General features: G+C 47.3%; 34 protein-coding genes. 2 read left to right on the top strand and 32 right to left on the bottom strand.

Features of this window, described 5'->3' with window-relative positions:
- Positions 1-198 precede the first annotated feature (198 nt).
- Complete coding sequence (locus PLA01S_RS28550) at positions 199-429, bottom strand: hypothetical protein (RefSeq protein ID WP_009592811.1); 231 nt, start codon at positions 427-429, stop codon at positions 199-201.
- 210 nt (positions 430-639) lie between these two features.
- Positions 640-1,248 (bottom strand): stage II sporulation protein M, encoded by a 609-nt coding sequence (locus PLA01S_RS28545; protein WP_127595317.1) that lies wholly within the window; start codon positions 1,246-1,248, stop codon positions 640-642.
- A gap of 95 nt (positions 1,249-1,343) precedes the next feature.
- Here PLA01S_RS28545 and pdaB point away from each other — a divergent pair, with 95 nt between their 5' ends.
- Positions 1,344-2,147 (top strand): polysaccharide deacetylase family sporulation protein PdaB, encoded by an 804-nt coding sequence (gene pdaB, locus PLA01S_RS28540; protein ID WP_100541535.1) that lies wholly within the window; start codon positions 1,344-1,346, stop codon positions 2,145-2,147.
- A 58-nt stretch (positions 2,148-2,205) separates the two neighbouring features.
- On the opposite strand, the gene PLA01S_RS28535 is transcribed toward pdaB, so the two are convergent.
- Positions 2,206-2,799 carry a KinB-signaling pathway activation protein gene (locus tag PLA01S_RS28535; protein WP_076326206.1) on the bottom strand — a complete coding sequence of 198 codons (594 nt, stop codon included), beginning with the start codon at positions 2,797-2,799 and terminating at the stop codon, positions 2,206-2,208.
- A 243-nt stretch (positions 2,800-3,042) separates the two neighbouring features.
- Here PLA01S_RS28535 and gerD point away from each other — a divergent pair, with 243 nt between their 5' ends.
- The gene (gene gerD / locus PLA01S_RS28530; protein ID WP_127595314.1) at positions 3,043-3,774 is read left to right on the top strand and encodes a spore germination lipoprotein GerD; all 732 of its coding nucleotides are present in this window, start codon (positions 3,043-3,045) and stop codon (positions 3,772-3,774) included.
- A 68-nt stretch (positions 3,775-3,842) separates the two neighbouring features.
- On the opposite strand, the gene salA is transcribed toward gerD, so the two are convergent.
- The 29 genes from salA to rplN form a co-directional block, all read right to left on the bottom strand.
- Positions 3,843-4,937, bottom strand: a complete 1,095-nt coding sequence (gene salA, locus PLA01S_RS28525) for an iron-sulfur carrier protein/transcriptional regulator SalA (RefSeq protein ID WP_127595311.1) — start codon at positions 4,935-4,937, stop codon at positions 3,843-3,845.
- A gap of 63 nt (positions 4,938-5,000) precedes the next feature.
- Positions 5,001-5,774, bottom strand: coding sequence for an N-acetylmuramoyl-L-alanine amidase CwlD (gene cwlD / locus PLA01S_RS28520; protein WP_127595309.1), 774 nt, complete (start codon positions 5,772-5,774; stop codon positions 5,001-5,003).
- Positions 5,775-5,844: 70 nt separating this feature from the next.
- Positions 5,845-7,014 (bottom strand): sulfate adenylyltransferase, encoded by a 1,170-nt coding sequence (sat, locus tag PLA01S_RS28515; RefSeq protein WP_127595306.1) that lies wholly within the window; start codon positions 7,012-7,014, stop codon positions 5,845-5,847.
- A 57-nt stretch (positions 7,015-7,071) separates the two neighbouring features.
- A complete protein-coding gene (locus PLA01S_RS28510) occupies positions 7,072-7,764 on the bottom strand; it encodes a phosphoadenylyl-sulfate reductase (RefSeq protein WP_127595303.1) in 693 nt (230 codons plus the stop codon).
- Between the two features lie 190 nt (positions 7,765-7,954).
- Positions 7,955-9,604: an MDR family MFS transporter gene (locus PLA01S_RS28505; RefSeq protein ID WP_127595300.1), complete on the bottom strand. Its 1,650-nt coding sequence runs from the start codon at positions 9,602-9,604 to the stop codon at positions 7,955-7,957.
- A 9-nt stretch (positions 9,605-9,613) separates the two neighbouring features.
- The gene (locus PLA01S_RS28500; protein ID WP_127595297.1) at positions 9,614-10,063 is read right to left on the bottom strand and encodes a MarR family winged helix-turn-helix transcriptional regulator; all 450 of its coding nucleotides are present in this window, start codon (positions 10,061-10,063) and stop codon (positions 9,614-9,616) included.
- A 321-nt stretch (positions 10,064-10,384) separates the two neighbouring features.
- Positions 10,385-10,777, bottom strand: coding sequence for a 30S ribosomal protein S9 (gene rpsI / locus PLA01S_RS28495; protein ID WP_006212891.1), 393 nt, complete (start codon positions 10,775-10,777; stop codon positions 10,385-10,387).
- A 20-nt stretch (positions 10,778-10,797) separates the two neighbouring features.
- Positions 10,798-11,235: a 50S ribosomal protein L13 gene (gene rplM, locus PLA01S_RS28490; RefSeq protein ID WP_100541544.1), complete on the bottom strand. Its 438-nt coding sequence runs from the start codon at positions 11,233-11,235 to the stop codon at positions 10,798-10,800.
- Positions 11,236-11,544: 309 nt separating this feature from the next.
- Positions 11,545-12,327, bottom strand: a complete 783-nt coding sequence (gene truA, locus PLA01S_RS28485; protein ID WP_127595294.1) for a tRNA pseudouridine(38-40) synthase TruA — start codon at positions 12,325-12,327, stop codon at positions 11,545-11,547.
- 290 nt (positions 12,328-12,617) lie between these two features.
- Positions 12,618-12,983, bottom strand: a complete 366-nt coding sequence (gene rplQ / locus PLA01S_RS28480) for a 50S ribosomal protein L17 (protein ID WP_071221011.1) — start codon at positions 12,981-12,983, stop codon at positions 12,618-12,620.
- Positions 12,984-13,022: 39 nt separating this feature from the next.
- Positions 13,023-13,967, bottom strand: a complete 945-nt coding sequence (locus PLA01S_RS28475) for a DNA-directed RNA polymerase subunit alpha (protein ID WP_071221012.1) — start codon at positions 13,965-13,967, stop codon at positions 13,023-13,025.
- A gap of 134 nt (positions 13,968-14,101) precedes the next feature.
- A complete protein-coding gene (gene rpsK / locus PLA01S_RS28470) occupies positions 14,102-14,497 on the bottom strand; it encodes a 30S ribosomal protein S11 (RefSeq protein WP_009589209.1) in 396 nt (131 codons plus the stop codon).
- A 19-nt stretch (positions 14,498-14,516) separates the two neighbouring features.
- Entirely contained in the window at positions 14,517-14,885 is a 369-nt protein-coding gene (rpsM, locus tag PLA01S_RS28465) for a 30S ribosomal protein S13 (RefSeq protein WP_006212897.1), read from the bottom strand.
- Between the two features lie 20 nt (positions 14,886-14,905).
- Positions 14,906-15,019: a 50S ribosomal protein L36 gene (rpmJ, locus tag PLA01S_RS28460; RefSeq protein ID WP_003333770.1), complete on the bottom strand. Its 114-nt coding sequence runs from the start codon at positions 15,017-15,019 to the stop codon at positions 14,906-14,908.
- Positions 15,020-15,150: 131 nt separating this feature from the next.
- Entirely contained in the window at positions 15,151-15,366 is a 216-nt protein-coding gene (gene infA / locus PLA01S_RS28455; protein WP_006212898.1) for a translation initiation factor IF-1, read from the bottom strand.
- A 2-nt stretch (positions 15,367-15,368) separates the two neighbouring features.
- Complete coding sequence (locus PLA01S_RS28450) at positions 15,369-15,674, bottom strand: KOW domain-containing RNA-binding protein (RefSeq protein ID WP_100541546.1); 306 nt, start codon at positions 15,672-15,674, stop codon at positions 15,369-15,371.
- Between the two features lie 9 nt (positions 15,675-15,683).
- A complete protein-coding gene (gene map / locus PLA01S_RS28445; RefSeq protein WP_006212900.1) occupies positions 15,684-16,436 on the bottom strand; it encodes a type I methionyl aminopeptidase in 753 nt (250 codons plus the stop codon).
- A 5-nt stretch (positions 16,437-16,441) separates the two neighbouring features.
- Positions 16,442-17,086, bottom strand: a complete 645-nt coding sequence (locus PLA01S_RS28440; protein WP_127595291.1) for an adenylate kinase — start codon at positions 17,084-17,086, stop codon at positions 16,442-16,444.
- A gap of 89 nt (positions 17,087-17,175) precedes the next feature.
- Complete coding sequence (secY, locus tag PLA01S_RS28435; protein WP_127595288.1) at positions 17,176-18,474, bottom strand: preprotein translocase subunit SecY; 1,299 nt, start codon at positions 18,472-18,474, stop codon at positions 17,176-17,178.
- Positions 18,474-18,914, bottom strand: a complete 441-nt coding sequence (rplO, locus tag PLA01S_RS28430; protein WP_006212903.1) for a 50S ribosomal protein L15 — start codon at positions 18,912-18,914, stop codon at positions 18,474-18,476. Before rplO ends, secY begins: the two co-directional genes overlap by 1 nt.
- Positions 18,915-18,960: 46 nt before the next feature.
- Complete coding sequence (rpmD, locus tag PLA01S_RS28425) at positions 18,961-19,146, bottom strand: 50S ribosomal protein L30 (RefSeq protein WP_006212904.1); 186 nt, start codon at positions 19,144-19,146, stop codon at positions 18,961-18,963.
- 12 nt (positions 19,147-19,158) lie between these two features.
- Entirely contained in the window at positions 19,159-19,656 is a 498-nt protein-coding gene (gene rpsE, locus PLA01S_RS28420) for a 30S ribosomal protein S5 (RefSeq protein ID WP_009589212.1), read from the bottom strand.
- 26 nt (positions 19,657-19,682) lie between these two features.
- On the bottom strand, positions 19,683-20,051 hold the full coding sequence (gene rplR / locus PLA01S_RS28415) for a 50S ribosomal protein L18 (protein WP_071221017.1): 369 nt from the start codon (positions 20,049-20,051) through the stop codon (positions 19,683-19,685).
- Positions 20,052-20,162: 111 nt separating this feature from the next.
- Positions 20,163-20,705: a 50S ribosomal protein L6 gene (gene rplF, locus PLA01S_RS28410; protein WP_076326220.1), complete on the bottom strand. Its 543-nt coding sequence runs from the start codon at positions 20,703-20,705 to the stop codon at positions 20,163-20,165.
- 29 nt (positions 20,706-20,734) lie between these two features.
- A complete protein-coding gene (gene rpsH / locus PLA01S_RS28405) occupies positions 20,735-21,133 on the bottom strand; it encodes a 30S ribosomal protein S8 (RefSeq protein ID WP_006212908.1) in 399 nt (132 codons plus the stop codon).
- A 33-nt stretch (positions 21,134-21,166) separates the two neighbouring features.
- Positions 21,167-21,352 carry a type Z 30S ribosomal protein S14 gene (locus PLA01S_RS28400; RefSeq protein ID WP_074961883.1) on the bottom strand — a complete coding sequence of 62 codons (186 nt, stop codon included), beginning with the start codon at positions 21,350-21,352 and terminating at the stop codon, positions 21,167-21,169.
- Between the two features lie 46 nt (positions 21,353-21,398).
- Entirely contained in the window at positions 21,399-21,941 is a 543-nt protein-coding gene (rplE, locus tag PLA01S_RS28395) for a 50S ribosomal protein L5 (protein ID WP_007132558.1), read from the bottom strand.
- 28 nt (positions 21,942-21,969) lie between these two features.
- Positions 21,970-22,326 (bottom strand): 50S ribosomal protein L24, encoded by a 357-nt coding sequence (rplX, locus tag PLA01S_RS28390; RefSeq protein WP_006212910.1) that lies wholly within the window; start codon positions 22,324-22,326, stop codon positions 21,970-21,972.
- A gap of 77 nt (positions 22,327-22,403) precedes the next feature.
- Positions 22,404-22,772: a 50S ribosomal protein L14 gene (gene rplN, locus PLA01S_RS28385; protein ID WP_006212911.1), complete on the bottom strand. Its 369-nt coding sequence runs from the start codon at positions 22,770-22,772 to the stop codon at positions 22,404-22,406.
- Between the last annotated feature and the right edge of the window lie 7 nt (positions 22,773-22,779).

The raw sequence follows: 22,779 nt of genomic DNA, 5'->3' as shown, positions 1-22,779 counted from the left end.
TCTGTGTTTCTCTTTTGTCATCCGCATCTCAGCGGCGACTTTTATAATATATCATACTTCCTATCAACTTTGCAAGTACTTTTTTTAAAAAAGTTTTTTGAAGTTTGATGGCCGCCGGTTGGCGGCATCACCTTCGAAAAGGAAGCGAAAATTAATTTACCATATACTCAGCCGGTTAGTCAACACTTTTTCGCAGAATTAATGTTTGATTTGCGGAAACTTCCCGTTACGCGCATATTTGGAGAGTTCTTTCTGCGGGGCAAACCGGGCATACATGCGGAACACCGTTTTATATCGGTTAGCTATAGCCTGCCTGATGTTTTGGTCCAATCGTTGGTCGCTCAAATCCAGCAGCATCTCATCCAGTTCTTTTCGCAGTACATAATCAAGCTCTTTGCACTCTTTTTCATTGAATAGCATTCCCAGCATGATAGGACCTCCTTGTATAGTTAAGCGAACATGTAACGTCACTCCATCGGATTAAAGCTTCTCTTGCCTATGTAATGGTGATTAACCGTGTTGGCGGGATCTCTAAACCGAATGTATGCTGTCTGCGCATGATGATGAACGCCCTGTCCACGCAGCCCTCTCTTTACTCTGCTAAGCTGCTTTATTAGGTATGCACAATTTCAGGGAAAATTATGACATCAGCCACAACGTAATTGTACTTTCGATCATTGCGGCAACGAGCAGCAGCAAGACAACCCATAAGGAGGCAGTACCCAGCTTACGCCAAAAGCCGCGCCACTCCGCGCCTATCCCGCTTCTGCGCTCGCCTGTCGCCGTTACGCTTCTTAACACCAGCCCGCCAAAAGCAAGACCATATCCGCAAGCGATCACTATGACCGGTATCTCGATGATCCCATGAGGCAGCAGTCCTTTCACAATCAGATCAAACAGACTCTCTCCGCTCTCCCCCACGACTTTCAGTAAGAAACCAATCACCATACCATTGATGACCAGGAAGAAGAACGGTATCACGCCAAGCAGCAGGCCTGAGAACATGACCAACACACTCTTAATGCTGTTGTTAAGAAAGATAAAGACAAAGAAGCTCCATTCCGGATGCTCGGAGGAACCCAGCTGCTGGCTAATCTCCCCTAATCCTTGAAGCTGACCTAGAAGGAATTGTTCGAACCCCTCTGAACTCGCTCCCGCCACGATTCCGGCTATAAACAAGACCGCTGCCAAGAGCAATGCCTTCCGGATGGATCCTAAATCTCTGAGAAAAATGCTAAAACGTAACATTCGAGAACCTCCTAAATTGGTATAACTGGCAAGTACGAGCATATGTTGAAAGTAAACAAGCTATTGCACACTGAAGGGAGAGGGGCGTACGTATTATGAATTCTTTTTATGTATTCAACGGCAGAAAGATTAAGCGGTTTTTCTTCGTTCTTGCCGCGGCGATCTTTGCAATCGGCGTTATTTATGTGGAGAGTGACAACATCTCGGTCTTCTCCGAGAACAACCCGTCAGCGATTTACAGCGTGTCTACGGACAAGAAACAGATCGCGTTAACGTTTGACATCAGCTGGGGCGAAAAACGCGCAGAGCCTATTTTACAGGCCTTAAAGGACAATGGAGTTCAAAAAGCAACCTTCTTCCTGTCTGCGCCATGGAGCAAAACGCATCCCGATATCGTGAATGCCATTAAGGAAAGCGGATATGAAATCGGGAGCCACGGCTTCAAGCACGATAATTACAGCACGCTCACCGATGAGGAAATACGCAAGCAGATTTCTTCGGCACATACTATTTTAACCGCAATGACCGGACAAGAACCCAAATTAATACGGATGCCTAACGGAGATTTTGACAAAAGAGTGCTCGGTATAGCCCAAAGCCTTAACTACACGGTGATCCAGTGGGATACCGACTCCAGGGACTGGAAGAATATCGGCGTCGAGAAAATTGTGGACCGGGTAGTCTCCAAAGCGCATCCGGGAGACATCGTGCTGATGCACGCCAGTGACTCCGTGAAACAAACCCATGAAGCACTCCCACTTATCATCAAGGAACTTCGTAATAAAGGCTACGAGTTCGTTACGGTAACCGATCTGCTTCAACAGGGCAGCACCCAAGGCACCGAGGTTCGCGATCACGCTTCATTGCAGAAGAGCATCGAGGATGCAGGCGGACTATAAACTCTCGAGGAAGTCCTCCTGTAATTGAATAATGCTTAACAAAAAAAGAGCTAAGGTGTTAGCTCTTTTTTTCGTCCTGTGTAACTTTATGAAGCGTCAGAATTTGGTATGCATTACAGATCAGCAATGGTACCACCATAAAGATCGTGGCATTGCTGACTCCAATTTGCAGTACACCGATAATCTCCACAATGGAAATCGCCATCATAAAGAAAAGGGTTGGAATCCATGCATTAGCATTTGTACTCTTCACTTTAAGATAAGCCACGACAACGGCAATAACCAAAATGGAAATACCCAAAATCAAATCTTGCTGCAAGCTAGTGGATCCGCCGACAAAGGTACGGAAGAACATCAGCTCCAGCAATGCTAGAACAGCCAACACAATCTGAATGTATTGCCAAGTTTTCCTGCGGAATATGCCTATCCCCATATAATTTAAAGTCAGGTACGCAAAAAAGCCCATCTGGGAGTATACGCTCACCAGTGCCCCAGAGCCCAACAAAATCAGCGGGTATATCAATAAATCGGCCATTCCCGTGAATTCGATCGCGCCGTTAAACAACTGCAGGATCAGACCTACAATTAATGCCGCCACTGCCCCAACGAGCAGCGTTTTCAAAAACAATTTAGACCACTTTCGTAAGCTCAACTAACTTCCACCCCCACAGATCATTATTTTACCAACGTTCACAATAAAAAACCATTCTGAATCCGACATATTTCTGCAAATCCATCACATACTATGCGAAGAAGCGTAAGAAAAACATCTATCGGCGTATTTTTACAGAGGACTGACCGCATGCAGAGGATGTTTTTCTTGCGATTATCGAATATGTTCAGCTCCGCTGAAAACTTATAAATTCAATGATCTTGAAAAAGGAGGACAACGGTAATGAAGTGGCCGTTATTTCGTTTATGTATTATCGTCTTCGTTGCTGCCGTGGTGCTTACCGCTTGTGGTGCAGAACAAAGCTCGTCCCCGCAGCTCGGATATAAAGAGATCAAGTCCATGGTGGTCGACATTCTCAAAACCGATGAAGGTAAAAAGGCGGTAGAGGAAGCGCTTGGCGGCGGATCCGGCGGTTCCTCCGGCAGCGGCGGCTCGATGGGAATGCGGATGATGTCCGCCCAGTCAGGGGATCAAATTCGGATGGCGGTTAAGGATACACTGGTGTCGGAGGAATATAAGAAGGAAATTGAGAAGATTATGACCGATCCGCAATTCGCCGGTGATTTTGCGAAAGCCATCAATTCCGAGAGCAAGCAGCTGCATATGCAGCTCATCAAGGACCCGACGTATCAAAAATCGATTCAGGATATGTTAAAGTCTCCGGATGTGATGAAATCGTTTCTTGAATTGACCAATACCCCGGATTATCGCAAACAGTCCATGACCGTCATGCAGGAAGCTATGCAGAACCCGCTGTTCCGCATGGAGGTGCTGGAACTGCTCAAAACGGTTGTGAAAGACGAACTTCAGCCTAAAGTGGAGAAGAAAAAACAAGGCGAAGGACAGGGACAAGAAGAGCAAGGCGGCGGTGGTGAAGGTGGCGGCGAAGGCGGCGGTGAAGGAGAAGAAAGCGGAGAAAGCGGAGAAGGCGGAGGCGGCGGAGGCGGCAGTTAAGCAACACCTCCCGATAAACGAAAACAAGCTCCCTACATAGGGAGCTTGTTTCATAATATGGAACTCGTCTAAACGGATTCCTCCAGCTTAGCGGCAATTCTTGCGGCTATCTCATCGTAGATCCCTGCGCTCTCGGTACCTGCCTTATACACCGATGGGGAGAAATCAGGCTCTGATGGGTGGTTGTCCGGCGCGCCTAACGGAAGCTGCGCAAGCAGCTCGGTATGAAGCGTCTCGGCAAGCTTTCCGCCGCCTCCACGACCAAATACATAATCCTTCTCCCCGCCATGGGAGCAGACATAATAGGACATATTCTCCACGACGCCCAAGATTTCGTGATCGGTCTGCAAGGCCATCGCGCCCGCTCTGGCGGCAACAAAAGCCGCGGTAGCATGCGGGGTGGTTACAATGATCTCTTTGCTCTGCGGAATCATCTGATGCACGTCAAGCGCTACGTCCCCTGTACCTGGCGGCAGGTCCAGCAGCATGTAATCCAGATCCCCCCAAGCGACATCCGCGAAAAATTGACGCAGCATTTTGCCAAGCATCGGTCCGCGCCAAATCACCGGACTATTCTCGCGGATGAAGAAACCCATGGACATCACCTTGACACCAAAACGCTCAACCGGATGGATGACGCCCTCTTCGGTTACGGACGGCCCCTCTTCAATGCCCATCATGTCCGGTACGCTGAAGCCGTAAATATCCGCGTCAATCAAACCGACCTTCTTGCCTTGGCGAGCCAAAGCTGCAGCTAAATTCACCGTAACGGTGGATTTGCCAACGCCGCCTTTGCCGCTTGCAATCGCAATGAAATGAACGCCGGACTGCTCGCTAAGGAGCGTATTCTGCTCCATGCCGGCAGCATGCCCTTTGGTTAGCTTCTCACGATCGTTATCTTCCTCCCGGGTTGCTCCGCTAACAGCGTTGTCTAGAGGGCGCATGCGGATATGTATATCCTCCGCCCCCATAGCTTCAAGAATTTCTCTGATCTGCGCTTCCAGGGAAGCGCGTACATCTTCACTTCTGTAAGTCACGGATAATCGGACCGTGCGTTCCTTTACAACAATATCTCGAATACGCTGGAGCTCCATCAGGCTCTTCCCGGTTTCGGGATCGCGTAAAGGCTGGAGTATCTCCTGTACCGTTTCTCTAGTCAGCATATAAGCACCTCTGCTTTATGTAATGGAATAGACAGTGTTTCGATATTCCTGTCCATTATACCATTACTCTGCAGCTTGTGACGACTCGTTGGTGGACTCTCCGGAGGTATAACGCAGAATGCCATTATACACGGAAGCTGCGACCTTTCTCTGATATTTCTCATCACGGAGCAATTCGGATTCCTCTGGATGGGACAAGAAACCGACCTCCACCAGTGCAGATGGCATGCGCAGGGCTTGGAGCAAAAATACTTTATCATCCGTTTTGGCCAGACGCTGCGTATTCTCCAGGTTATGTCTGATTTCAGCCTGAATCAATTCGGCGAGTTTTTTACTTTCCCCGTTATTCGGAGGGAAAAAGGTCTGCGCCCCTCTCCATCGATTGGACGGAATGCTGTTCAGATGCATGCTGATAAACAGATCTGCTTTACTGTCCTCGATCATCCGCACGCGTTGTTTGAGGTCTTCCGTTTTACGCTTGGAATACCCCTTTGTGCTTTCTGCAGCCAGATCGTAATCTCCTTCTCTTGTCATAATGACGAGCGCGCCTGCCTGCTGCAAATAATCCCGTAAATACAAGGTGATCGCCAGGTTTACATCCTTCTCTATGACACCTTGTCGGCTTACCGCCCCGCCATCTGGTCCGCCATGTCCTGCATCAAGGGCGATGACTTTGCCGGCAAGCGGCAAACTCCAGGTATTCGACGTTTTGGCAGAGGGGATTTCGTATGTTACAACGATAATGAGCAGTGCCAGCAGCACAGCTCCAATCATGGTTTGCTTGATTCTCTTCAACGATATCCACACCGTAACCTTGTCCGTTCTCCGCCTGGACATAACAAAACCACCTCGTCCCATGAGTTGTTCTACTCCATCATATGGGACAAGGTGGCTATTTATGCCTTTGTTATACCGTAATCTGCTCTTTCATGCCTTCGATCAGCACTTGCGCGACTTCCGGACGCGTAAATTCCGGCGGTGGGCACTGCCCTTCGCGAAGCAAGCCACGGACTTTCGTTCCCGACAAGGTCAGATGATCCTCCTTAGGGTGCGGACATGTTTTGCTTGAGGCCATGTTTCCGCAAGTGGTGCAGAAGAAGCTGTGCTCGAAGAACAGCGGGGTAATCCCCAACTCTTCTGCAGTGAAATTCCTGAAAATTTCCTGCGCCTCATACGTACCGTAATAGTCACCCACTCCTGCGTGATCCCGGCCAACGATAAAATGGGTGCATCCATAGTTTTTCCGAACCATGGCATGAAATATAGCTTCCCTAGGTCCCGCATAACGCATAGCAGCCGGAAATACGCCCAGGAAGGTGCGATCCGCGGGATAGTAGTTCTCCAGCAAGGTCAGGTAGCTCTTCATTCGCACATTGGCAGGAACGTCATCCGATTTGGTCTCTCCTACAAGCGGATTGAGGAATAATGCGTCTACAATCTCCATCGCACTCTTCTGAATGTATTCATGTGCACGGTGAACCGGATTACGCGTCTGAAAGCCGACAACCGTATTCCAGCCCTTGGCTTTGAACTGTTCGCGGGTCTCTGCCGGATCAAAATAAAACTCGCCAAACCGTTCAGGCTGTGGACGATTCAATACTTGGATCGGCCCGCCTACATAGGTCGAAGGACGTTCAAAAAGCTTCTTCACGCCTGGATGCTCCGGATCAGCGGTCTTAAATACTTGAACAGCCTCGACTTGCTGATCCACCTGGTAGACGCTCTCTACATCGATAACGCCATAGACGACCCCATCTTCTACGCCTACAAGTGCCGCCTTCTCGCCGACGACAAGTTTAGCCGCTGTATGCTCATCAACAGCCAGTGTGACCGGTATGCTCCACACCGTACCGTCCGATAAACGCATAGAGGAAACCACAGACTTGTAATCCTGCTCGTTCAGAAATCCTTGCAATGGTGAAAATGCCCCGACCCCGATCAGATCCAGGTCCGATATGGTCCAGGCGTTTACAGGGACTTTATGAAGAGTCTCGACCTGTTTCAATAAATCTTCACGCTCTGCTCCTTGGGCTACCCGCTGTACCAGCGTACCGCCATGAGGGAGTATGGCTGTCATGAATAATTCCTCCTTCTTATGCTGTAACTATACGATCCTAAGTCGTTCATGATTGGTTTATTTATGAAGTCCGCACTCCGTCTTCTCATGACCTGACCAACGTCCAGCACGTGGATCTTCGCCTGGCATGACCTGTCGTGTGCAATATTCGCAGCCAATGCTTGGATAATTCTGATCATGCAGCGGGTTGTAGATGATATCGTTAGCTCGGATGTAGTTCCACACATCCTCGCTAGTCCAGCCTGCGATCGGATTGAACTTCACCAACCCGAACTTGGTATCGTACTCAATCTTCTTCGAATTAGCTCGGGTAGGCGCTTGATCTCTTCGTATCCCTGTAATCCAAGCCTCATATTGAGACAGAATCCGAGTCAATGGTTCTACCTTTCGGATGTTGCAGCACTCCGTCGGGTTGACGCTCCATAATGCTTCACCATGCTGAGCCGCTTGCTCTTCCGGCGTAATGAGCGGAGAGACCCGCACGAATTCCAGGCCATAACGTTCGGCCATACGATCCCGCGTCTCGTATGTCTCCTTGAAATGAAAATCGGTATCCAGATAAAAAATATCCGTCGACGGGCTAATCTTTTGAATCATATCCACCAATACCACATCTTCTGCTCCAAAACTGCAAGCAAACGTTATATTGGGAAATGTCTTGATCGCAAATGCGATGACTTCCTCTGCCGATGCATGCTCAAGCTCTTCTGCTTGCACTCGGATCAAATCCTCTTTCTCCAGCAAATTCATGATTGGATGCCTCCCCCGTAATTATTCCCGATAATCCTACTGAAATAATATGAATTAAATACAGTATAAAACATTCCTAATAAATGTCAACCATCAAATCGATACCAAGAAGAACGAAAAAACCCTTCCTGCACAAGCAGAAAGGGCCTTCTTTCTCTTCAATTTCCAAACATTTTGACAAATACCAATCTTAGTCTGTTGTTGCCACCGATACCTCTTTAGCTCTAGTACCAGCGCTGGCACTTTTCCCTTCCGAATCCTCGGGTTTGGGAGCCGACCCCTGATTCGAGGTCCGCAGTGGAATTTCTTTTAAGAAGAATACGAGCAGCAGTGCGACTACGAGAACTAACGTGCCTGTGAGGAACACCATCGACAATGTATTTCCAAGTGCATCGCGGATACTATCGATCATTTGTACGAATAATGGCTGTACCTCCGCAGGAAGACTTGCCTGCGTCTGCTCAATCAGCGGTTTATTCATCAGTGTCTGCGGATTGGCGAAGGAGAGCATTTGCTGAGCCAGCTGTGGATCCACAGAGCTAAAATCCGGTGCATTAGCTGACTGAAGTGCTTCCTTCAGATTCTTTGTCAGGTTGTTCGACATAACCGTACCCATGACCGCGATCCCGATCGTCCCCCCAAGATTACGGAACAATTGGGATGAAGCCGTTGCTACACCGAGCTCATTGTGGGGTACCGCATTCTGCGTAGCCAGTGAGAATACCGGCATACCCAAACCAAGACCGATACCGAAAATAATGGTACTAACCACAGTAAGCCAGATGTTGTCCATGAACACCATAATTCCCATACCGACCATCATAATTGGAACTCCAAGAAGTGCGTACCGTTTGTACTTACCACTCTTCGCAATGAGTTGACCTGCTACGGCACTTGTACCCATCATGAAAATCGACATGGGTATAGTTACATAACCCGCATAGGTTGGTGAGATACCAAGTACACCTTGAACATAGAAGGAAATATAAATCATGGCACCCATCAAACCAAAGTTCATAAAAAATCCAATCAGATTAGAAACCGTAACGACACTATTTTTAAACAAACTAAGTGGCAATACAGGTTCCTTCGCTTTCATCTCTACCAAGATAAAGATAAGAGCCGATACAACTGAAGCTGCGATGAGACCAATAATCTCCGGCGATCCCCAAGGATATTCCGTACCTGCCCAAGAAAAGGCCAGCAGTAAAGGAACAATAGACGTTGTAAGGAACAGAGAGCCCAGATAGTCAATGGACAGTCCAGGTTTGCGTTCAACCTTCGGAAACAGCGTCCAGATCATGATAAAGGCCACTACACCCAGCGGCAGGAAGATCCAGAACAACCAACGCCATTCGATGTTATCGACCAGATATCCGCCTAGCGTAGGACCAAGGACACTGGAAAAACCGAATACCGCGGTCATCAGCCCCATCCATTTACCACGTTCCCGAGGAGGGAATAAGTCCCCGACCGACATAAATGCGGTTGACTGGATAATACCGGCACCTATACCTTGAATACCACGATAAATAATGAATTGGTACACGTCTGTGGATGTGCCTGTTAGGAACGCCCCTAACATGAAAAATAATATACCTATCAAAATAAACGGCTTACGTCCGAACATGTCGGACAGCTTACCCACCAATATCGTTGCGATCGTTGATGTTAACAAATAAATGTTGATGGTCCATGTATAATAATCCATACCATCGAGAATGGCGATAATCCGCGGCATTGCGGTGCTTGTTATCGTCTGGTTAATGGCTGCGAAGAACATCGCAGCCATGATCGCTATCATAATTGAAACTTTACGTTTAAGCGTTAAATGCTCCATGCTCCACCTCTACCCATTGTGATTGTCTTTATCTATGTTTGACAGCATCAAGGAGAAGATTCTTCTCAAATGCTGAATGTCTTCCTCAGAGAGGAAGTTAAAAAAACCTTGAATCATTTCCTTCTGATCCTTCTTCACTTTCTTAATGATCTCAAGACCCGGTTCCAAGAGCGTGATGTTGACAACTCTGCGGTCATCCTCAGCGCGTTCTTTCTGCAGATATCCTTCTGCAACCAATTTATCCGTCAGTCCGGTTATAGCCGGCGGTGTCAGTGACAAGACTTCGGCAAGCTCCGATACCTTCAGTGGCCCTCGCAGCTTTAATACATATAGCACCTGAAATTGTGGAAAGCTTAAGTTGTACTTCCCGGCGCTCGACTTGTTCCATTCCTGATGAATATTCTTCAGTAGTGCCCGGAACATCGACGACACTTTAAAAATCTCTTCATTACGATCCAAGCCTATCCCCCCTTCCATGCTCCGGAAATTACTTATTTAATTAATGATTAAATATTAATTATTTAAGTACTTAATTAATTCGCAATTAATAATATATCTCTATTTACATATGAAGTCAAGTGGTTAACCATGTCAGAACATCACGTTGTGATTCCTTCTATCCTCAGGTTGTGCACATCATGTGAACAAGCAACCCAAAGTCTGGCGAACAAGTTCCACATGTATTGTCAATCATGTGCATATCTTTGTGGACAAACTACTTTCTGAAACGTAAAAAAGCCCTTGACCAATAATGGCCAAGGGCTTGGTGAATCGGTAATATTAACGTTTGGAGAACTGAGGCGCGCGACGAGCTGCTTTAAGACCGTATTTTTTACGTTCTTTCATACGAGGGTCGCGAGTCAGGAATCCAGCTCTTTTCAGAGAAGGACGGAACTCTGGATCTGCTTTCAGAAGAGCACGGGAGATACCGTGACGAATTGCTCCAGCTTGACCGGAGATGCCGCCACCGTGAGCGATGACAAGCACGTCATATTTGCCCAGTGTTTCTGTCAGATTCAAAGGTTGTTTAACGATCAGTTTGAGTGTTTCCAAACCGAAATATTCATTAATATCACGTTTATTGATGACAATGCGTCCTTCACCCGGTACGAGGCGTACACGTGCTACCGAGTGTTTACGACGACCTGTCCCATAGTATTGTACTTGTGCCATGAAACTGTCCTCCTTTTTAATTAACCGCGAAGTTCATAAACTTCTGGTTTTTGTGCTTCATGTGGATGTGCTGTGCCTGCATATGCTTTCAGTCTCAGCTTCATTTTCTCGCCCATGCGAGTTTTAGGAAGCATGCCGTGAACCGCGCTTTCGATCACGCGCTCTGGGTATTTAGCAATCAGGTCTTGAGCTGCAGTTACTTTCAATCCACCTGGATGCAGGGAGTGACGATAGTATTTTTTGTTCTCCATCTTTTTGCCAGTGAGGTGGATTTTCTCGGAGTTGATAACAACCACGAAATCCCCTGTGTCAACATGTGGAGTGAATTGAGGCTTATGTTTGCCGCGGATCAGAGCCGCAACTTCACTTGCCAAACGGCCAAGCGTCTTGCCTTCGGCATCAACGATGTACCATTTGCGCTCAACTTCATTTGGCTTCGCCATATAGGTGGTACGCATGTATAGTTCCTCCTTGTATTCGTCCGAAAATCATCATTAATTTTCATTATTTATCTTCGATCATGTTTAAAGCATTGTCATGGTGTTGCAGTCTTGCATTCGGCATTTTCTTAACCGGGGCTGTGGGAGAGCCGTTAAGAAAACACAACTTATATAATACAGGATTACGCCCACTTCCGCAAGTGTTTTTTGGTTTTCCACCTTACACCATGCGTGTTATTCAAACAAGTCACCCATCACGTCCAGAAGCGATTTCTTCTTCTTTTTGTGATCGTCTGGTCCGTGGTCTGATATCGACGGTCATTGAGGTTAACCCTTTCCGGCGATATCATACTCCACTTCCCATAACATCAGGCCCTTGCCCATAGCTGTTGGACCGGCTGCTGCCCGGTTTTTGGCTTCCAGTATGACCAACATGTCATCCGGATGTCGCTTACCTTCCCCTACCTCAATCAACGTCCCCATAATAATCCGAACCATATGCTGCAGAAACCCATTCCCGGATACGTACGTATGAATGACTCCTTGATCTTTTGTGCCCGGACGGCACATGGACGTATCCTTCTCGATCCAAGCATCAAAAATAGTACGAACATGGGACGGCTTCGTCGACTTCCGTGACGCAAACGTTGTATAGTCATGCGTTCCGATCAGATGAGAAAGTCCCTGCTCCATCGCTGCGATATCCAGTTTCCCATGATGGTGGATCTGGTACCGCCGGTTAAATAGATCCGGATATTGGTTTGCATTGATGGTAAAACGATAGGTTTTGCGTTTCGCTGCGTGGCGGGAATGGAATTCCATCGGTACCTCCATCGCATCCGAAACCACGATATCTTCCGGCAGCCAAGTGTTTAATGCCATACACCAACGCTCTACGGGAATTGGAGAAGCTGTGTAGAAATTGAATACCTGGGCACGAGCATGCACCCCAGCATCTGTCCGGCCAGAAGCCGTAATCTTAAGCTGTTCACCAGACAAACGGCGGATCGCTTCCTCCAAATAATCCTGAATCGTGTGACCACCGGGCTGGGTCTGAAAGCCGTTATAATCGGTACCGTCGTAACTGACCTTCATCAGAAGATTACGCATTTCTGACCTCCTGAGTGCTTTCATCGAAATACGCCGCGACAACGAAAGGCTGCACACATTTATCAAAAAAAGAGCCCCATAGGAGCTCCTTTTCATCATGTTAAGCCGAACCCTTCGAGTCAGCCACATGACTAGAAGGTCCCCGTTATTGTTGCCCATGGAGTAGTCGAGACGAGTCGAACCAAATGATCGACTATATCTCGCACCACTTCCCGTTCATGGCTCCAAGAATAAACATCTACAGAGCCGGGCATACATAACTACAGTCACTTCAATGGAACAAAGCTAATTTACGCGCGATCTACCAGTTCCAAGTAAACCATTGGAGCTGCGTCACCACGACGAGGACCCAGTTTCAGGATACGAGTGTATCCGCCTGGACGCTCGGAGTAACGAGGAGCGATTTCGGAGAACAATTTTTGGATTGCATCTTGTTCACCGTCTACTGTTTCACGACGCACGAATGCAGCTACTTGACGACGAGCGTGAAGATCACCTTTTTTTGCTTTTGTGATCAACTTCTCAGCGATCGAACGAACTTCTTTCGCTTTGGCTTCAGTCGTTTGAATGCGCTCATATAAGAAAAGGTCGGTTACCAGGTCACGGAACAACGCTTTACGCGCACTGGAATCGCGGCCCAACTTTTGGTATGCCATGTGTTTTTCCCTCCTTTGCTAAGCTAAGCCGAATCTATGCTATTCTTCCGTACGAAGTCCCAGGCCCAACTCTTCAAGCTTCTCTTGAACTTCCTCCAAGGATTTGCGTCCGAGGTTCCGGACTTTCATCATATCCTCTTCGGTTTTCGTGGTCAGCTCTTGTACCGTATTAATGCCGGCACGTTTCAAGCAGTTGTAGGAACGAACGGAAAGATCCAGCTCTTCGATCGTCATTTCAAGCACTTTTTCTTTCTTGTCTTCTTCTTTCTCAACCATGATCTCCGCATCCTTCGCTTCGTCGGTCAGACCTACGAAGAGGAACAGATGCTCAGTCAAGATTTTCGCGCCGAGACTAACAGCTTCTTCCGGGCGGATGCTGCCATCCGTCCAAATTTCAAGCGTCAGTTTATCGTAGTTGGTTACTTGACCAACACGCGTATTTTCCACACCGTAGTTAACACGGCTAATCGGAGTATAGATCGAATCGACGGGAATGACGCCGATAGGCTGGTCATCGCGTTTGTTCCGATCCGCCTGGACATAGCCACGACCGCGACTGGCAAAAATACGCATATGAAGTCTTGCACCAGGGCCGAGCGTTGCAATATGAAGATCTGGATTCAGAATCTCCACATCACTATCCGCACGGATGTCACCAGCAGTAACAACCCCTTCACCCTCCGCATCAATCTCGAACACTTTCTCTTCATCGGAATGAATTTTCAGAGACAAAGCTTTCAGGTTCAGGATGACCTCGGTCACGTCTTCCATGACACCCGGAATCGTGGAAAATTCATGCAGTACGCCATCGATTTGAATCGATGTGACTGCAGCTCCCGGTAGTGAGGATAACAAGATGCGGCGAAGCGAGTTCCCCAGCGTCGTGCCATACCCTCTCTCCAGAGGCTCAACTACGAATTTCCCATAGGTTCCATCTTCATTGACATCAACGGTCTCAATTTTCGGCTTTTCGATTTCAATCACGCAAGTACCCCTCCTTCAAACGTCGCTCCTATATGAAACTGTCATCTTATCCAGTAATCCATGTAGTAGTATGCCTAAACAACCATTATTAGCAGATTGCAACGGATTTATACCACATTAACAGGATGACTTCATTATACGCGACGACGTTTTGGTGGGCGGCATCCGTTATGTGGAATTGGTGTAACGTCTTTGATCAGGTTTACTTCGAGACCTGCTGCTTGCAGAGAACGAATTGCTGCTTCACGACCAGCACCAGGACCTTTAACCATTACTTCCACCGCTTTCATACCGTGTTCCATAGCCGCTTTGGCAGCTGTTTCAGCAGCCATTTGCGCAGCGAACGGGGTCGACTTACGGGAACCTTTAAATCCAAGGCCGCCGGAGCTTGCCCAAGAAATCGCGTTTCCGTGAGGATCCGTAATCGTTACGATTGTATTGTTGAATGTGGAGCGGATATGAGCCACGCCACTTTCAATATTTTTGCGGTCACGACGTTTAGTACGTACGACTTTTTTTGGTTTAGCCATTGTCTATTATCCCCCTTTCTTATTTCTTCTTGTTCGCTACGGTACGACGAGGACCTTTACGTGTACGAGCATTCGTTTTAGTACGTTGACCACGAACAGGCAATCCACGACGGTGACGAATACCGCGGTAGCAACCGATCTCCGTGAGACGTTTAATATTTAAGGAAATTTCACGACGCAGGTCACCTTCTACCTTAACCATACCATCGATCGTTTCGCGCAATTTGCTGACTTCATCTTCTGTCAAATCACGGACACGAGTGTCTGCATTGATTCCAGTTTCTTTCAGTACTTTCTGGGAAGTCGTTTTACCGATTCCGAAAATGTAAGTCAAGGCGATCTCAACGCGTTTGTCACGTGGCAAATCCACACCAGCTATACGAGCCATTTTACGCTACACCCCCTTCTTTAACCTTGTTTTTGTTTGTGTTTCGGATTTTCACAGATAACCATTACGTTCCCTTTGCGGCGAATGACTTTGCATTTTTCGCAAATAGGCTTTACAGAAGGTCTTACCTTCATGCTAATTACCTCCTCCAAGTTTTACATTGTAAAACCAGCTTCGAAACTAAAGTAGTTTGTTACCGCTGCTGAGTTTTACGTCAGTAAAACCGCTTCGCAGCTTTCCTTGATTCCCCAGGGGAACCTTGAATCTATTTACGGTACGTGATACGACCTTTGGTTAAATCATACGGCGAGAGTTGAACAACCACTTTGTCTCCTGTAAGGATACGGATAAAGTGCATCCGCAGCTTTCCGGAAACATGAGCGAGAATCTGATGACCATTCTCCAGCTCGACTTTAAAGGTAGCATTCGGCAACGGCTCAATGACCGTTCCTTCGACTTCAATGACATCTTCTTTAGCCACAGTTAGTCTCCTTTCTGATCTGCCTTGGATTTATCGGATACAAACCGGTCCAGTGCGAAACGCAGTTTACCGTTTGTAACCCGACCGCTTTCTTGCAAACTGTTTACCACTTCACTGCTAATGTAGGATTGAGGTTCAAGATGAAGAACATTCTTCTTCTTGGCCCCGTCAAACTTGCGTTTGTCCCCATCCGCAATCAACACGAACCTGCTGTCCTCAATCGAAACGATAACGGCATACTGTCCGGCATCTCTGCCTTTCAGTATCTTAACAATCTGACCGGGTTGAAGCATGACTTCATTATTCATGTTATCACCCTATTCCGGCAGCTTCGTCAAAATTTCCATGCCATCCGGCGTGACTGCTACCGTATGCTCGAAGTGAGCACATAGTGAGCCGTCTACCGTTACAACCGTCCAGTTGTCTTCCAGCGTCTTGACATTCCGTTTACCCGCATTGACCATCGGCTCGATCGCGAGCACCATGCCCGGTTTGAGTCTTGGTCCGCGGTCTGGGATGCCATAGTTCGGAATTTGCGGATCCTCATGCAGATCGGTACCCACACCATGACCAACGTATTCCCGGACGACAGAGAACCCTGCATCCTCGATGTGACGCTGTATGGCATGAGAGATGGTAAACAAGCGGACATCGGGTTTGATTAGCGCAAGTCCAGCATAGAGCGATCCTTCCGTTACGTCCAGCAGACGCTGGGCTTCTTCGGAAATCTCTCCTACAGCGTAGGTCCATGCCGAGTCACCATGGTAACCCTGGTACTGTGCACCGATATCAAACGTAACGATATCGCCCTCGATTAATTTGCGTTTGCCTGGAAATCCATGCACCAATTCTTCGTTGACTGATGCGCAAATGCTGGAAGGAAATCCGTTGTAGCCTTTAAAAGATGGCACAGCGCCTTGGCTTCGAATGAACTTGTCGGCCATAAGGTCAAGCTCCCCGGTCGTAATGCCCGGTTCTACATGAGCGGCAAGGAGTTTGTGACATTCCGCCACGATCCTTCCTGCTTCTCTCATCAAGCTCAGTTCCGTTTCGGATTTACAAATGATCATTATACTTAACCTCTCAGTATAGACGCAATTTGTGATGAAACCGCGTCGATTTCCTGATCACCATCGATTTGACGCAAAAGACCTTTGTTCTCATAAAACGTGAGGAGTGGTGCTGTTTTGTTGATATATTCGTCTAAACGAATGCCAACGCTCTCTTCGTTATCATCGGAGCGCTGGTACAATTCGCCGCCGCATTTATCACAAATGCCTTCCTGTTTAGGAGGATTAAAGATCACATGATAAGTCGAACCACAGTTTTTGCAAATCCGGCGGCCGGTAAGGCGAGCCAGAAGCTTTTCCCGATCAACTTTCAGGTTGATGACGTGATCGAGACCAGTATTCAAGCGGGCGAGAATCTCATCCAGCGCTTCCGCTTGCGAAAGGGTTCTTGGAAAACCGTCCAATAAAAAACCTTTTTCGCAATCGGACTGCTGCAAACGCTCCTCCACAATACCAATCGTTACGTCATCCGGTACCAGCAGACCCTGATCCATGAATTCCTTCGCTTTAATCCCGATGGGAGTTCCTTGTTTGATCGCCAGACGAAATGCATCGCCCGTTGAAATATGAGGAATACCGAATTCATTCACGATGTTTTCTGCTTGCGTCCCTTTTCCTGCCCCAGGAGGACCCATGAATAAGATGTTCACCTTACGTCACTCCCTCCCCTTGATTGACTAGCAAGAACAACACAATAGGCGCCGGGAAGCGATACAGACCACTCGCCGGAACCTATCGCCTATTTATTGATAAAACCTTTGTAGTGACGTTTGATCAGTTGGCTTTCGATCTGCTTCATCGTATCCAGTGCAACACCGACCACGATCAAGAGGGACGTACCACCAATCTGAACTGTACGAGGAAGACCTGCAAGTGATCCAAAGAACACCGGAAGTACGGAGATCACGGCCAGGAACAATGCTCCTGTCATGGTCAAACGAGTCATAACCCGAGTCAGATACTTCTCGGTAGCTTTACCAGGACGAATGCCCGGTACATAGCCGCCGTTCTTCTTCATATTATCAGCCATTTGGTTCGGGTTCATCTGCACGAAGGTGTAGAAGAACGTGAAACCAATGATCATGAGTACGTACAGTACCATTCCAAGCGGGCTGTCATAAGCCAGGTTCGCCGTAATCCACTTTGCCCAATTCATGTGTGCCCAGAAGCTGGCCAGGATAACTGGGAATTGCAGCAATGACATCGCAAAGATTACCGGAATAACGCCTGCTCCGTTAATCTTGAGTGGAATGTGTGTGTTCTGTCCGCCGTACATTTTGTTTCCTACAACACGCTTCGCGTATTGAACCGGAATCTTACGGATACCTTGCTGAATGAATACAACACCGGTAATGATCAAAATCAAAATCAGAAGGATGATGACACCCTTCAGAATGTTCATAAACACCTGACCATCCTGAATGAAGTTCGATTCGATCGTTGTCCGAATGTGCATCGGAATACCAGCAGCGATACCAGCAAAGATAATGATCGAAATACCGTTACCGATTCCGCGTTCCGTAATCTGTTCACCGAGCCACATCAAGAATGATGTACCTGCAGTAAGCACGATCGCGATAACAACAAAGTCGATAAAGGTTGCTCCAGGAACCATTTCGGCACCATACAGGCGGTTAAACCCGACGGACATACCGAACGCCTGAATCAAACCCAATATTACCGTACCATAACGTGTAATTTGAGCCAACTGCTTCTTCCCGTGTTCCCCTTGTTTGTTCCATTCCGCAAACTTTGGAATGACGTCCATCGACAGCAACTGCACGATAATGGACGAAGTAATATATGGAAATATCGAAAGGGCGAAGATCGAAAACTGCGATAGTGCGCCCCCCGAGAACGTGTTAAGAAGACCGAACAACTCATTGCCTGCCTGATTCGTCTGGGTAAAAACATCTTTGTTAACACCGGGAACCGGAACAAATGATCCAAGACGGAAGATGATCAGAACGAATAAGGTGAACAAAATACGCTTGCGAAGGTCATCCACACGCCATATATTTTTCAGGGTCTTAAACATTAGATCACCTCGGTTTTACCGCCGGCAGCCTCGATCTTCTCTACCGCAGATTGAGAAAACTTATTAGCCTTTACAGTCAAAGAAACGGTAACTTCACCGTTGCCAAGAATTTTGATTCCGCTCTTTGTATTGTTAACAATACCGCTCTCAACCAAAACTTCTGGAGTCACTTCAGTACCTGCTGCAAAGCTGTTAAGTTCTTCGATGTTCACAATCGCGTACTCTTTCCGAGTTGGGTTTACGAAACCGCGCTTCGGAAGACGACGATACAATGGGTTCTGTCCACCTTCGAAGCCTGGACGTACACCACCGCCGGAACGAGAGTTTTGTCCTTTGTGACCGCGACCCGACGTTTTACCCGTACCGCTACTAGTACCGCGTCCAACGCGCTTGCGCTCTTTGCGGGATCCAGGTGCTGGGCTCAGCTCATGTAACTTCATCGTTCGTTGCACCTCCTTAATATGTCCGGGAATAAACTGCCCGGGATTAACCTTCGATTTCTTTAACAGAAACCAGGTGATTTACTTTCTTGATCATTCCGCGAATTGCAGCATTGTCGCTTTGAACCACGGAATGGTTGATTTTGCGAAGTCCGAGTGTTTTCACGGTTGCACGCTGATCCTCTGGACGACCAATCACGCTGCGTACGAGGGTGATTTCAAGTTTAGCCATGAGATTCCCTCCTTAACCCAACAGCTCTTCGACGGATTTGCCGCGAAGCTTGGCAACATCTTCAACACGCTTCAGGCGGGACAACCCTTCCAAAGTCGCATTGACCATGTTCATGGAGTTCGAAGAACCTAGAGATTTTGTCAAAATGTCGCCTACGCCAGCCAGTTCAAGTACTGCACGAACCGGTCCGCCAGCGATAACTCCAGTACCTTCAGATGCCGGCTTCAACAATACTCGGCCTGCTCCGAAGTGACCTGTTACGAGGTGAGGAATAGTTGTTCCAACAAGTGGAATGTGAATCAGGTTTTTCTTAGCATCTTCAATACCTTTGCGGATTGCATCCGGTACTTCGCCTGCTTTACCGATACCTGCTCCTACCCAACCTTTGCCATCACCGACAACTACCAGTGCGCTAAAGCTAAAGCGACGTCCGCCTTTTACAACTTTAGCAACGCGGTTAATGTTTACTACTCTTTCAGTCAGTTCTAAAGTGTTAGGATCTACACGCAAGTCGTTTACCTCCTTTTGAAAATATCTTAGAATTCAAGGCCTGCCTCGCGAGCTGCCTCTGCAAGTGCTTGAATACGTCCATGATACAAGTAACCACCACGATCGAATACGATCACTTTGTAACCTTTGTCTGCAGCACGTTTTGCAACGAGTTCGCCGACTTTACGAGCGGATTCAACGCTTCCGCCGTTCTTGATGTCGTTAGCCAGTTCTTTATCCAGCGTAGAAGCTGATGCCAAAGTCACGCCAGCCACGTCGTCGATCAATTGAGCATAGATGTGTTTCGAAGAACGGAACACGTTCAGACGTGGACGTTCTGCTGTGCCTTGGATTTTCTTACGGACACGCAGGTGTCTTTTCAGACGAGCTTTGTTCTTGTCTTGTTTCGTGATCATGCTTCCATTTCCTCCCTTCAGTTTTGCCTTAAGAGCTTCACTTTTAGACGCATCGGGTAAGTATGGGAGAAGAAGTAAGTTATCCACCAAGTGAATCCCCGGTTAACTAACTTATTTCTTCTTACCAGCTTTACCTTCCTTACGGATAATGCGTTCACCTTCGTATTTAATACCTTTACCTTTGTATGGCTCAGGCTCACGTACGGAACGGATCTTAGCTGCGTATGCACCTACGCGCTCTTTATCGATACCGCGAACGGTGATTTTTGTGTTTGTTGGTACTTCGAATTCGATACCAGCTTCCGGTGTAATTTCAACTGGGTGGGAGTAACCCACGTTCAGAACGATTTTATCTCCGGTTTTGCTTGCACGGTACCCGACACCTACCAACTCAAGGTTTTTCGAGAATCCTTCAGTTACACCGTTGACCATATTCGAGACAACGCTGCGGGTCGTGCCGTGAAGAGAGCGATGTGTTTTGTTGTCGGAAGGACGAACAACATTGATCTCGTTGTTTTCTACCGTAATTTGCATGTCTTTATGCAGTTCACGAGTCAAGGTACCTTTAGGTCCTTTAACAGTGATTACAGTGTTATCCAGTGTGACTTCCACACCGTTTGGAATAGCAATTGGTTTACGACCAATACGGGACATTCATTACACCTCCTATCTTGTGACGTTGATTACCATACGTAGCAGAGAACTTCTCCGCCAGCTTTGGATTGACGAGCTTCTTTGTCGGTCATAACTCCCTTAGACGTGGAGATGATCGCAATACCCAAACCACCAAGTACGCGAGGTACTTCGTTGCTCTTCGTGTAAACGCGAAGACCTGGTTTGCTGATTCTTTTCAGACCTGTGATAACACGTTCGTTGTTGGAACCATATTTCAGGAATACACGAATGATCCCTTGTTTATTGTCTTCCACAAACTCTGCATCACGGATGAAGCCTTCACGCTTCAAAATGTCAGCGATTTGTTTTTTAATCGTCGAAGCAGGCATTTCTACTGTTTCGTGGCGAACCGTGTTCGCGTTACGAATACGAGTTAGCATATCTGCAATTGGATCGGACATAGTCATGTAGGATAAACCTCCTTCCCGTTTATAAACTTCTTACCAGCTTGCTTTTTTCACGCCAGGAATCTGGCCTTTATAAGCTAATTCACGGAAACAAATTCTGCAAATTTTAAACTTCTGCAGTACCGAATGTGGGCGACCACAACGTTCACAACGGGTATATGCCCGTACTTTATATTTCGGTGTACGTTGTTGTTTAACTTTCATCGAAGTTTTTGCCACTTAGCCTGACACCTCCTAAATAGTTTCGGAGAAAAGGACAACCGTCTTATTTCGCGAAAGGCATGCCCAGTTGAGCAAGCAGTTCACGGGATTCTTCGTCGGTTTTAGCAGTCGTTACGATAACGATATCCATACCGCGAACTTTATCCACTTTGTCATACTCAATTTCAGGGAAAATGAGTTGCTCTTTCAGACCGAGCGTATAGTTACCGCGTCCGTCAAATGCTTTGGTGGACACGCCTTGAAAGTCACGTACACGTGGAAGTGTAACGTTGAACAGCTTGTCGAGGAAGTAGTACATACGCTCACCGCGCAATGTTACCTTCACACCGATTGGCATGTTCTCACGCAGTTTGAATCCCGCGATAGATTTCTTCGCACGGGTGATAACCGGTTTTTGACCAGCAATCAGCTGCATGTCGTTCACAGCGGAATCAAGCACCTTTGAGTTAGCTACAGCGTCACCTACACCCATGTTGATGACAACCTTCTCGATTTTTGGTACTTGCATTACTGTCTTATAGCTAAACTTCTGCATCAGAGCAGGAGTTACTTCGTTCAAAAAACGTTCTTTCATTCTTGCTGCCATGATTCAAGGACCTCCTTTCTAAACCGTCTTATTTATCGATAACTTCTCCGGATCTTTTTGCTACGCGAACTTTTTTGCCGTTGTCCAGTACTTTGTAACCGATACGGGTTACTTTTCCGCTCTTCGGATCAACGTGCATAACGTTCGATACATGGATCGGAGCTTCCTTCTCGATGATACCGCCTTGTGGGTTCATTTGGTTTGGCTTCTGGTGCTTCTTGATCATGTTCACACCTTCAACCAAAACACGATTTTCACGAGGGTACGCTGCGATGACACGGCCTTTTTTGCCTTTGTCTTTACCGCTGATGACGATAACTGTATCATCTTTTTTCACGTGCAGTTTGTTGCTATGGGATTCCAGAACTTTTTTCACTTTAGGCATTCGTTACACCTCCTATGACTAGCCAGTTCAACTATTTATCGGGTTCCCGAAAAGTTACGTCACTTTTTGGGGTGTTATTAGATTACTTCCGGAGCCAAGGAAACGATTTTCATGTAGTCTCTTTCGCGAAGTTCGCGAGCAACTGGTCCGAAAATACGAGTTCCGCGTGGGCTTCTGTCGTCTTTAACAACAACAGCTGCATTCTCGTCAAATGAGATGTAAGATCCGTCTTTACGACGCACAGAACGTTTCGTACGAACGACTACCGCTCTTACTACATCACCCTTTTTGACAACGCCGCCTGGTGTTGCTTGTTTGACGGAACATACGATCAAATCACCGATTTGAGCTGTACGACGACCAGTACCACCCAATACGCGGATACACATCAGTTCCTTCGCACCGGAGTTGTCAGCAACAGCTAAACGTGTAAATGGTTGAATCATTTAAATT

Source organism: Paenibacillus lautus NBRC 15380 (assembly GCF_004000945.1).
Classification (GTDB): Bacteria; Bacillota; Bacilli; order Paenibacillales; family Paenibacillaceae; genus Paenibacillus_AQ; species Paenibacillus_AQ lautus.
The sequence above is the reverse complement of the archived record's forward strand: the minus strand, read 5'-3'. Positions and strand labels throughout refer to the sequence as shown.

Excerpts from the sequence above, each read along its gene's own strand:
- rplO (WP_006212903.1), bottom strand. The coding sequence starts at position 18,914 with ATGAAGTTACATGAGCTGAGCCCAGCACCTGGATCCCGCAAAGAGCGC.
- secY (WP_127595288.1), bottom strand. The coding sequence starts at position 18,474 with ATGTTTAAGACCCTGAAAAATATATGGCGTGTGGATGACCTTCGCAAG.
- sat (WP_127595306.1), bottom strand. The coding sequence starts at position 7,014 with ATGACAGCCATACTCCCTCATGGCGGTACGCTGGTACAGCGGGTAGCC.
- rpsM (WP_006212897.1), bottom strand. The coding sequence starts at position 14,885 with ATGGCTCGTATAGCTGGTGTGGATTTGCCACGTGACAAACGCGTTGAG.
- rplX (WP_006212910.1), bottom strand. The coding sequence starts at position 22,326 with ATGCCTAAAGTGAAAAAAGTTCTGGAATCCCATAGCAACAAACTGCAC.
- PLA01S_RS28510 (WP_127595303.1), bottom strand. The coding sequence starts at position 7,764 with ATGAATTTGCTGGAGAAAGAGGATTTGATCCGAGTGCAAGCAGAAGAG.
- rpsH (WP_006212908.1), bottom strand. The coding sequence starts at position 21,133 with ATGACTATGTCCGATCCAATTGCAGATATGCTAACTCGTATTCGTAAC.
- map (WP_006212900.1), bottom strand. The coding sequence starts at position 16,436 with ATGATCATTTGTAAATCCGAAACGGAACTGAGCTTGATGAGAGAAGCA.
- rplN (WP_006212911.1), bottom strand. The coding sequence starts at position 22,772 with ATGATTCAACCATTTACACGTTTAGCTGTTGCTGACAACTCCGGTGCG.
- truA (WP_127595294.1), bottom strand. The coding sequence starts at position 12,327 with ATGCGTAATCTTCTGATGAAGGTCAGTTACGACGGTACCGATTATAAC.
- PLA01S_RS28550 (WP_009592811.1), bottom strand. The coding sequence starts at position 429 with ATGCTGGGAATGCTATTCAATGAAAAAGAGTGCAAAGAGCTTGATTAT.
- cwlD (WP_127595309.1), bottom strand. The coding sequence starts at position 5,774 with ATGTCCAGGCGGAGAACGGACAAGGTTACGGTGTGGATATCGTTGAAG.
- rpsK (WP_009589209.1), bottom strand. The coding sequence starts at position 14,497 with ATGGCTAAACCAAAAAAAGTCGTACGTACTAAACGTCGTGACCGCAAA.
- PLA01S_RS28450 (WP_100541546.1), bottom strand. The coding sequence starts at position 15,674 with ATGAATAATGAAGTCATGCTTCAACCCGGTCAGATTGTTAAGATACTG.
- rplE (WP_007132558.1), bottom strand. The coding sequence starts at position 21,941 with ATGGCAGCAAGAATGAAAGAACGTTTTTTGAACGAAGTAACTCCTGCT.
- rpsI (WP_006212891.1), bottom strand. The coding sequence starts at position 10,777 with ATGGCACAAGTACAATACTATGGGACAGGTCGTCGTAAACACTCGGTA.
- rpmD (WP_006212904.1), bottom strand. The coding sequence starts at position 19,146 with ATGGCTAAACTTGAAATCACCCTCGTACGCAGCGTGATTGGTCGTCCA.
- rplF (WP_076326220.1), bottom strand. The coding sequence starts at position 20,705 with ATGTCCCGTATTGGTCGTAAACCAATTGCTATTCCAAACGGTGTGGAA.
- PLA01S_RS28545 (WP_127595317.1), bottom strand. The coding sequence starts at position 1,248 with ATGTTACGTTTTAGCATTTTTCTCAGAGATTTAGGATCCATCCGGAAG.
- rplM (WP_100541544.1), bottom strand. The coding sequence starts at position 11,235 with ATGCGTACCACCTATATGGCGAAGCCAAATGAAGTTGAGCGCAAATGG.
- rplQ (WP_071221011.1), bottom strand. The coding sequence starts at position 12,983 with ATGGCATACCAAAAGTTGGGCCGCGATTCCAGTGCGCGTAAAGCGTTG.
- pdaB (WP_100541535.1), top strand. The coding sequence starts at position 1,344 with ATGAATTCTTTTTATGTATTCAACGGCAGAAAGATTAAGCGGTTTTTC.
- PLA01S_RS28505 (WP_127595300.1), bottom strand. The coding sequence starts at position 9,604 with ATGGAGCATTTAACGCTTAAACGTAAAGTTTCAATTATGATAGCGATC.
- rpmJ (WP_003333770.1), bottom strand. The coding sequence starts at position 15,019 with ATGAAGGTAAGACCTTCTGTAAAGCCTATTTGCGAAAAATGCAAAGTC.
- gerD (WP_127595314.1), top strand. The coding sequence starts at position 3,043 with ATGAAGTGGCCGTTATTTCGTTTATGTATTATCGTCTTCGTTGCTGCC.
- rplR (WP_071221017.1), bottom strand. The coding sequence starts at position 20,051 with ATGATCACGAAACAAGACAAGAACAAAGCTCGTCTGAAAAGACACCTG.
- salA (WP_127595311.1), bottom strand. The coding sequence starts at position 4,937 with ATGCTGACTAGAGAAACGGTACAGGAGATACTCCAGCCTTTACGCGAT.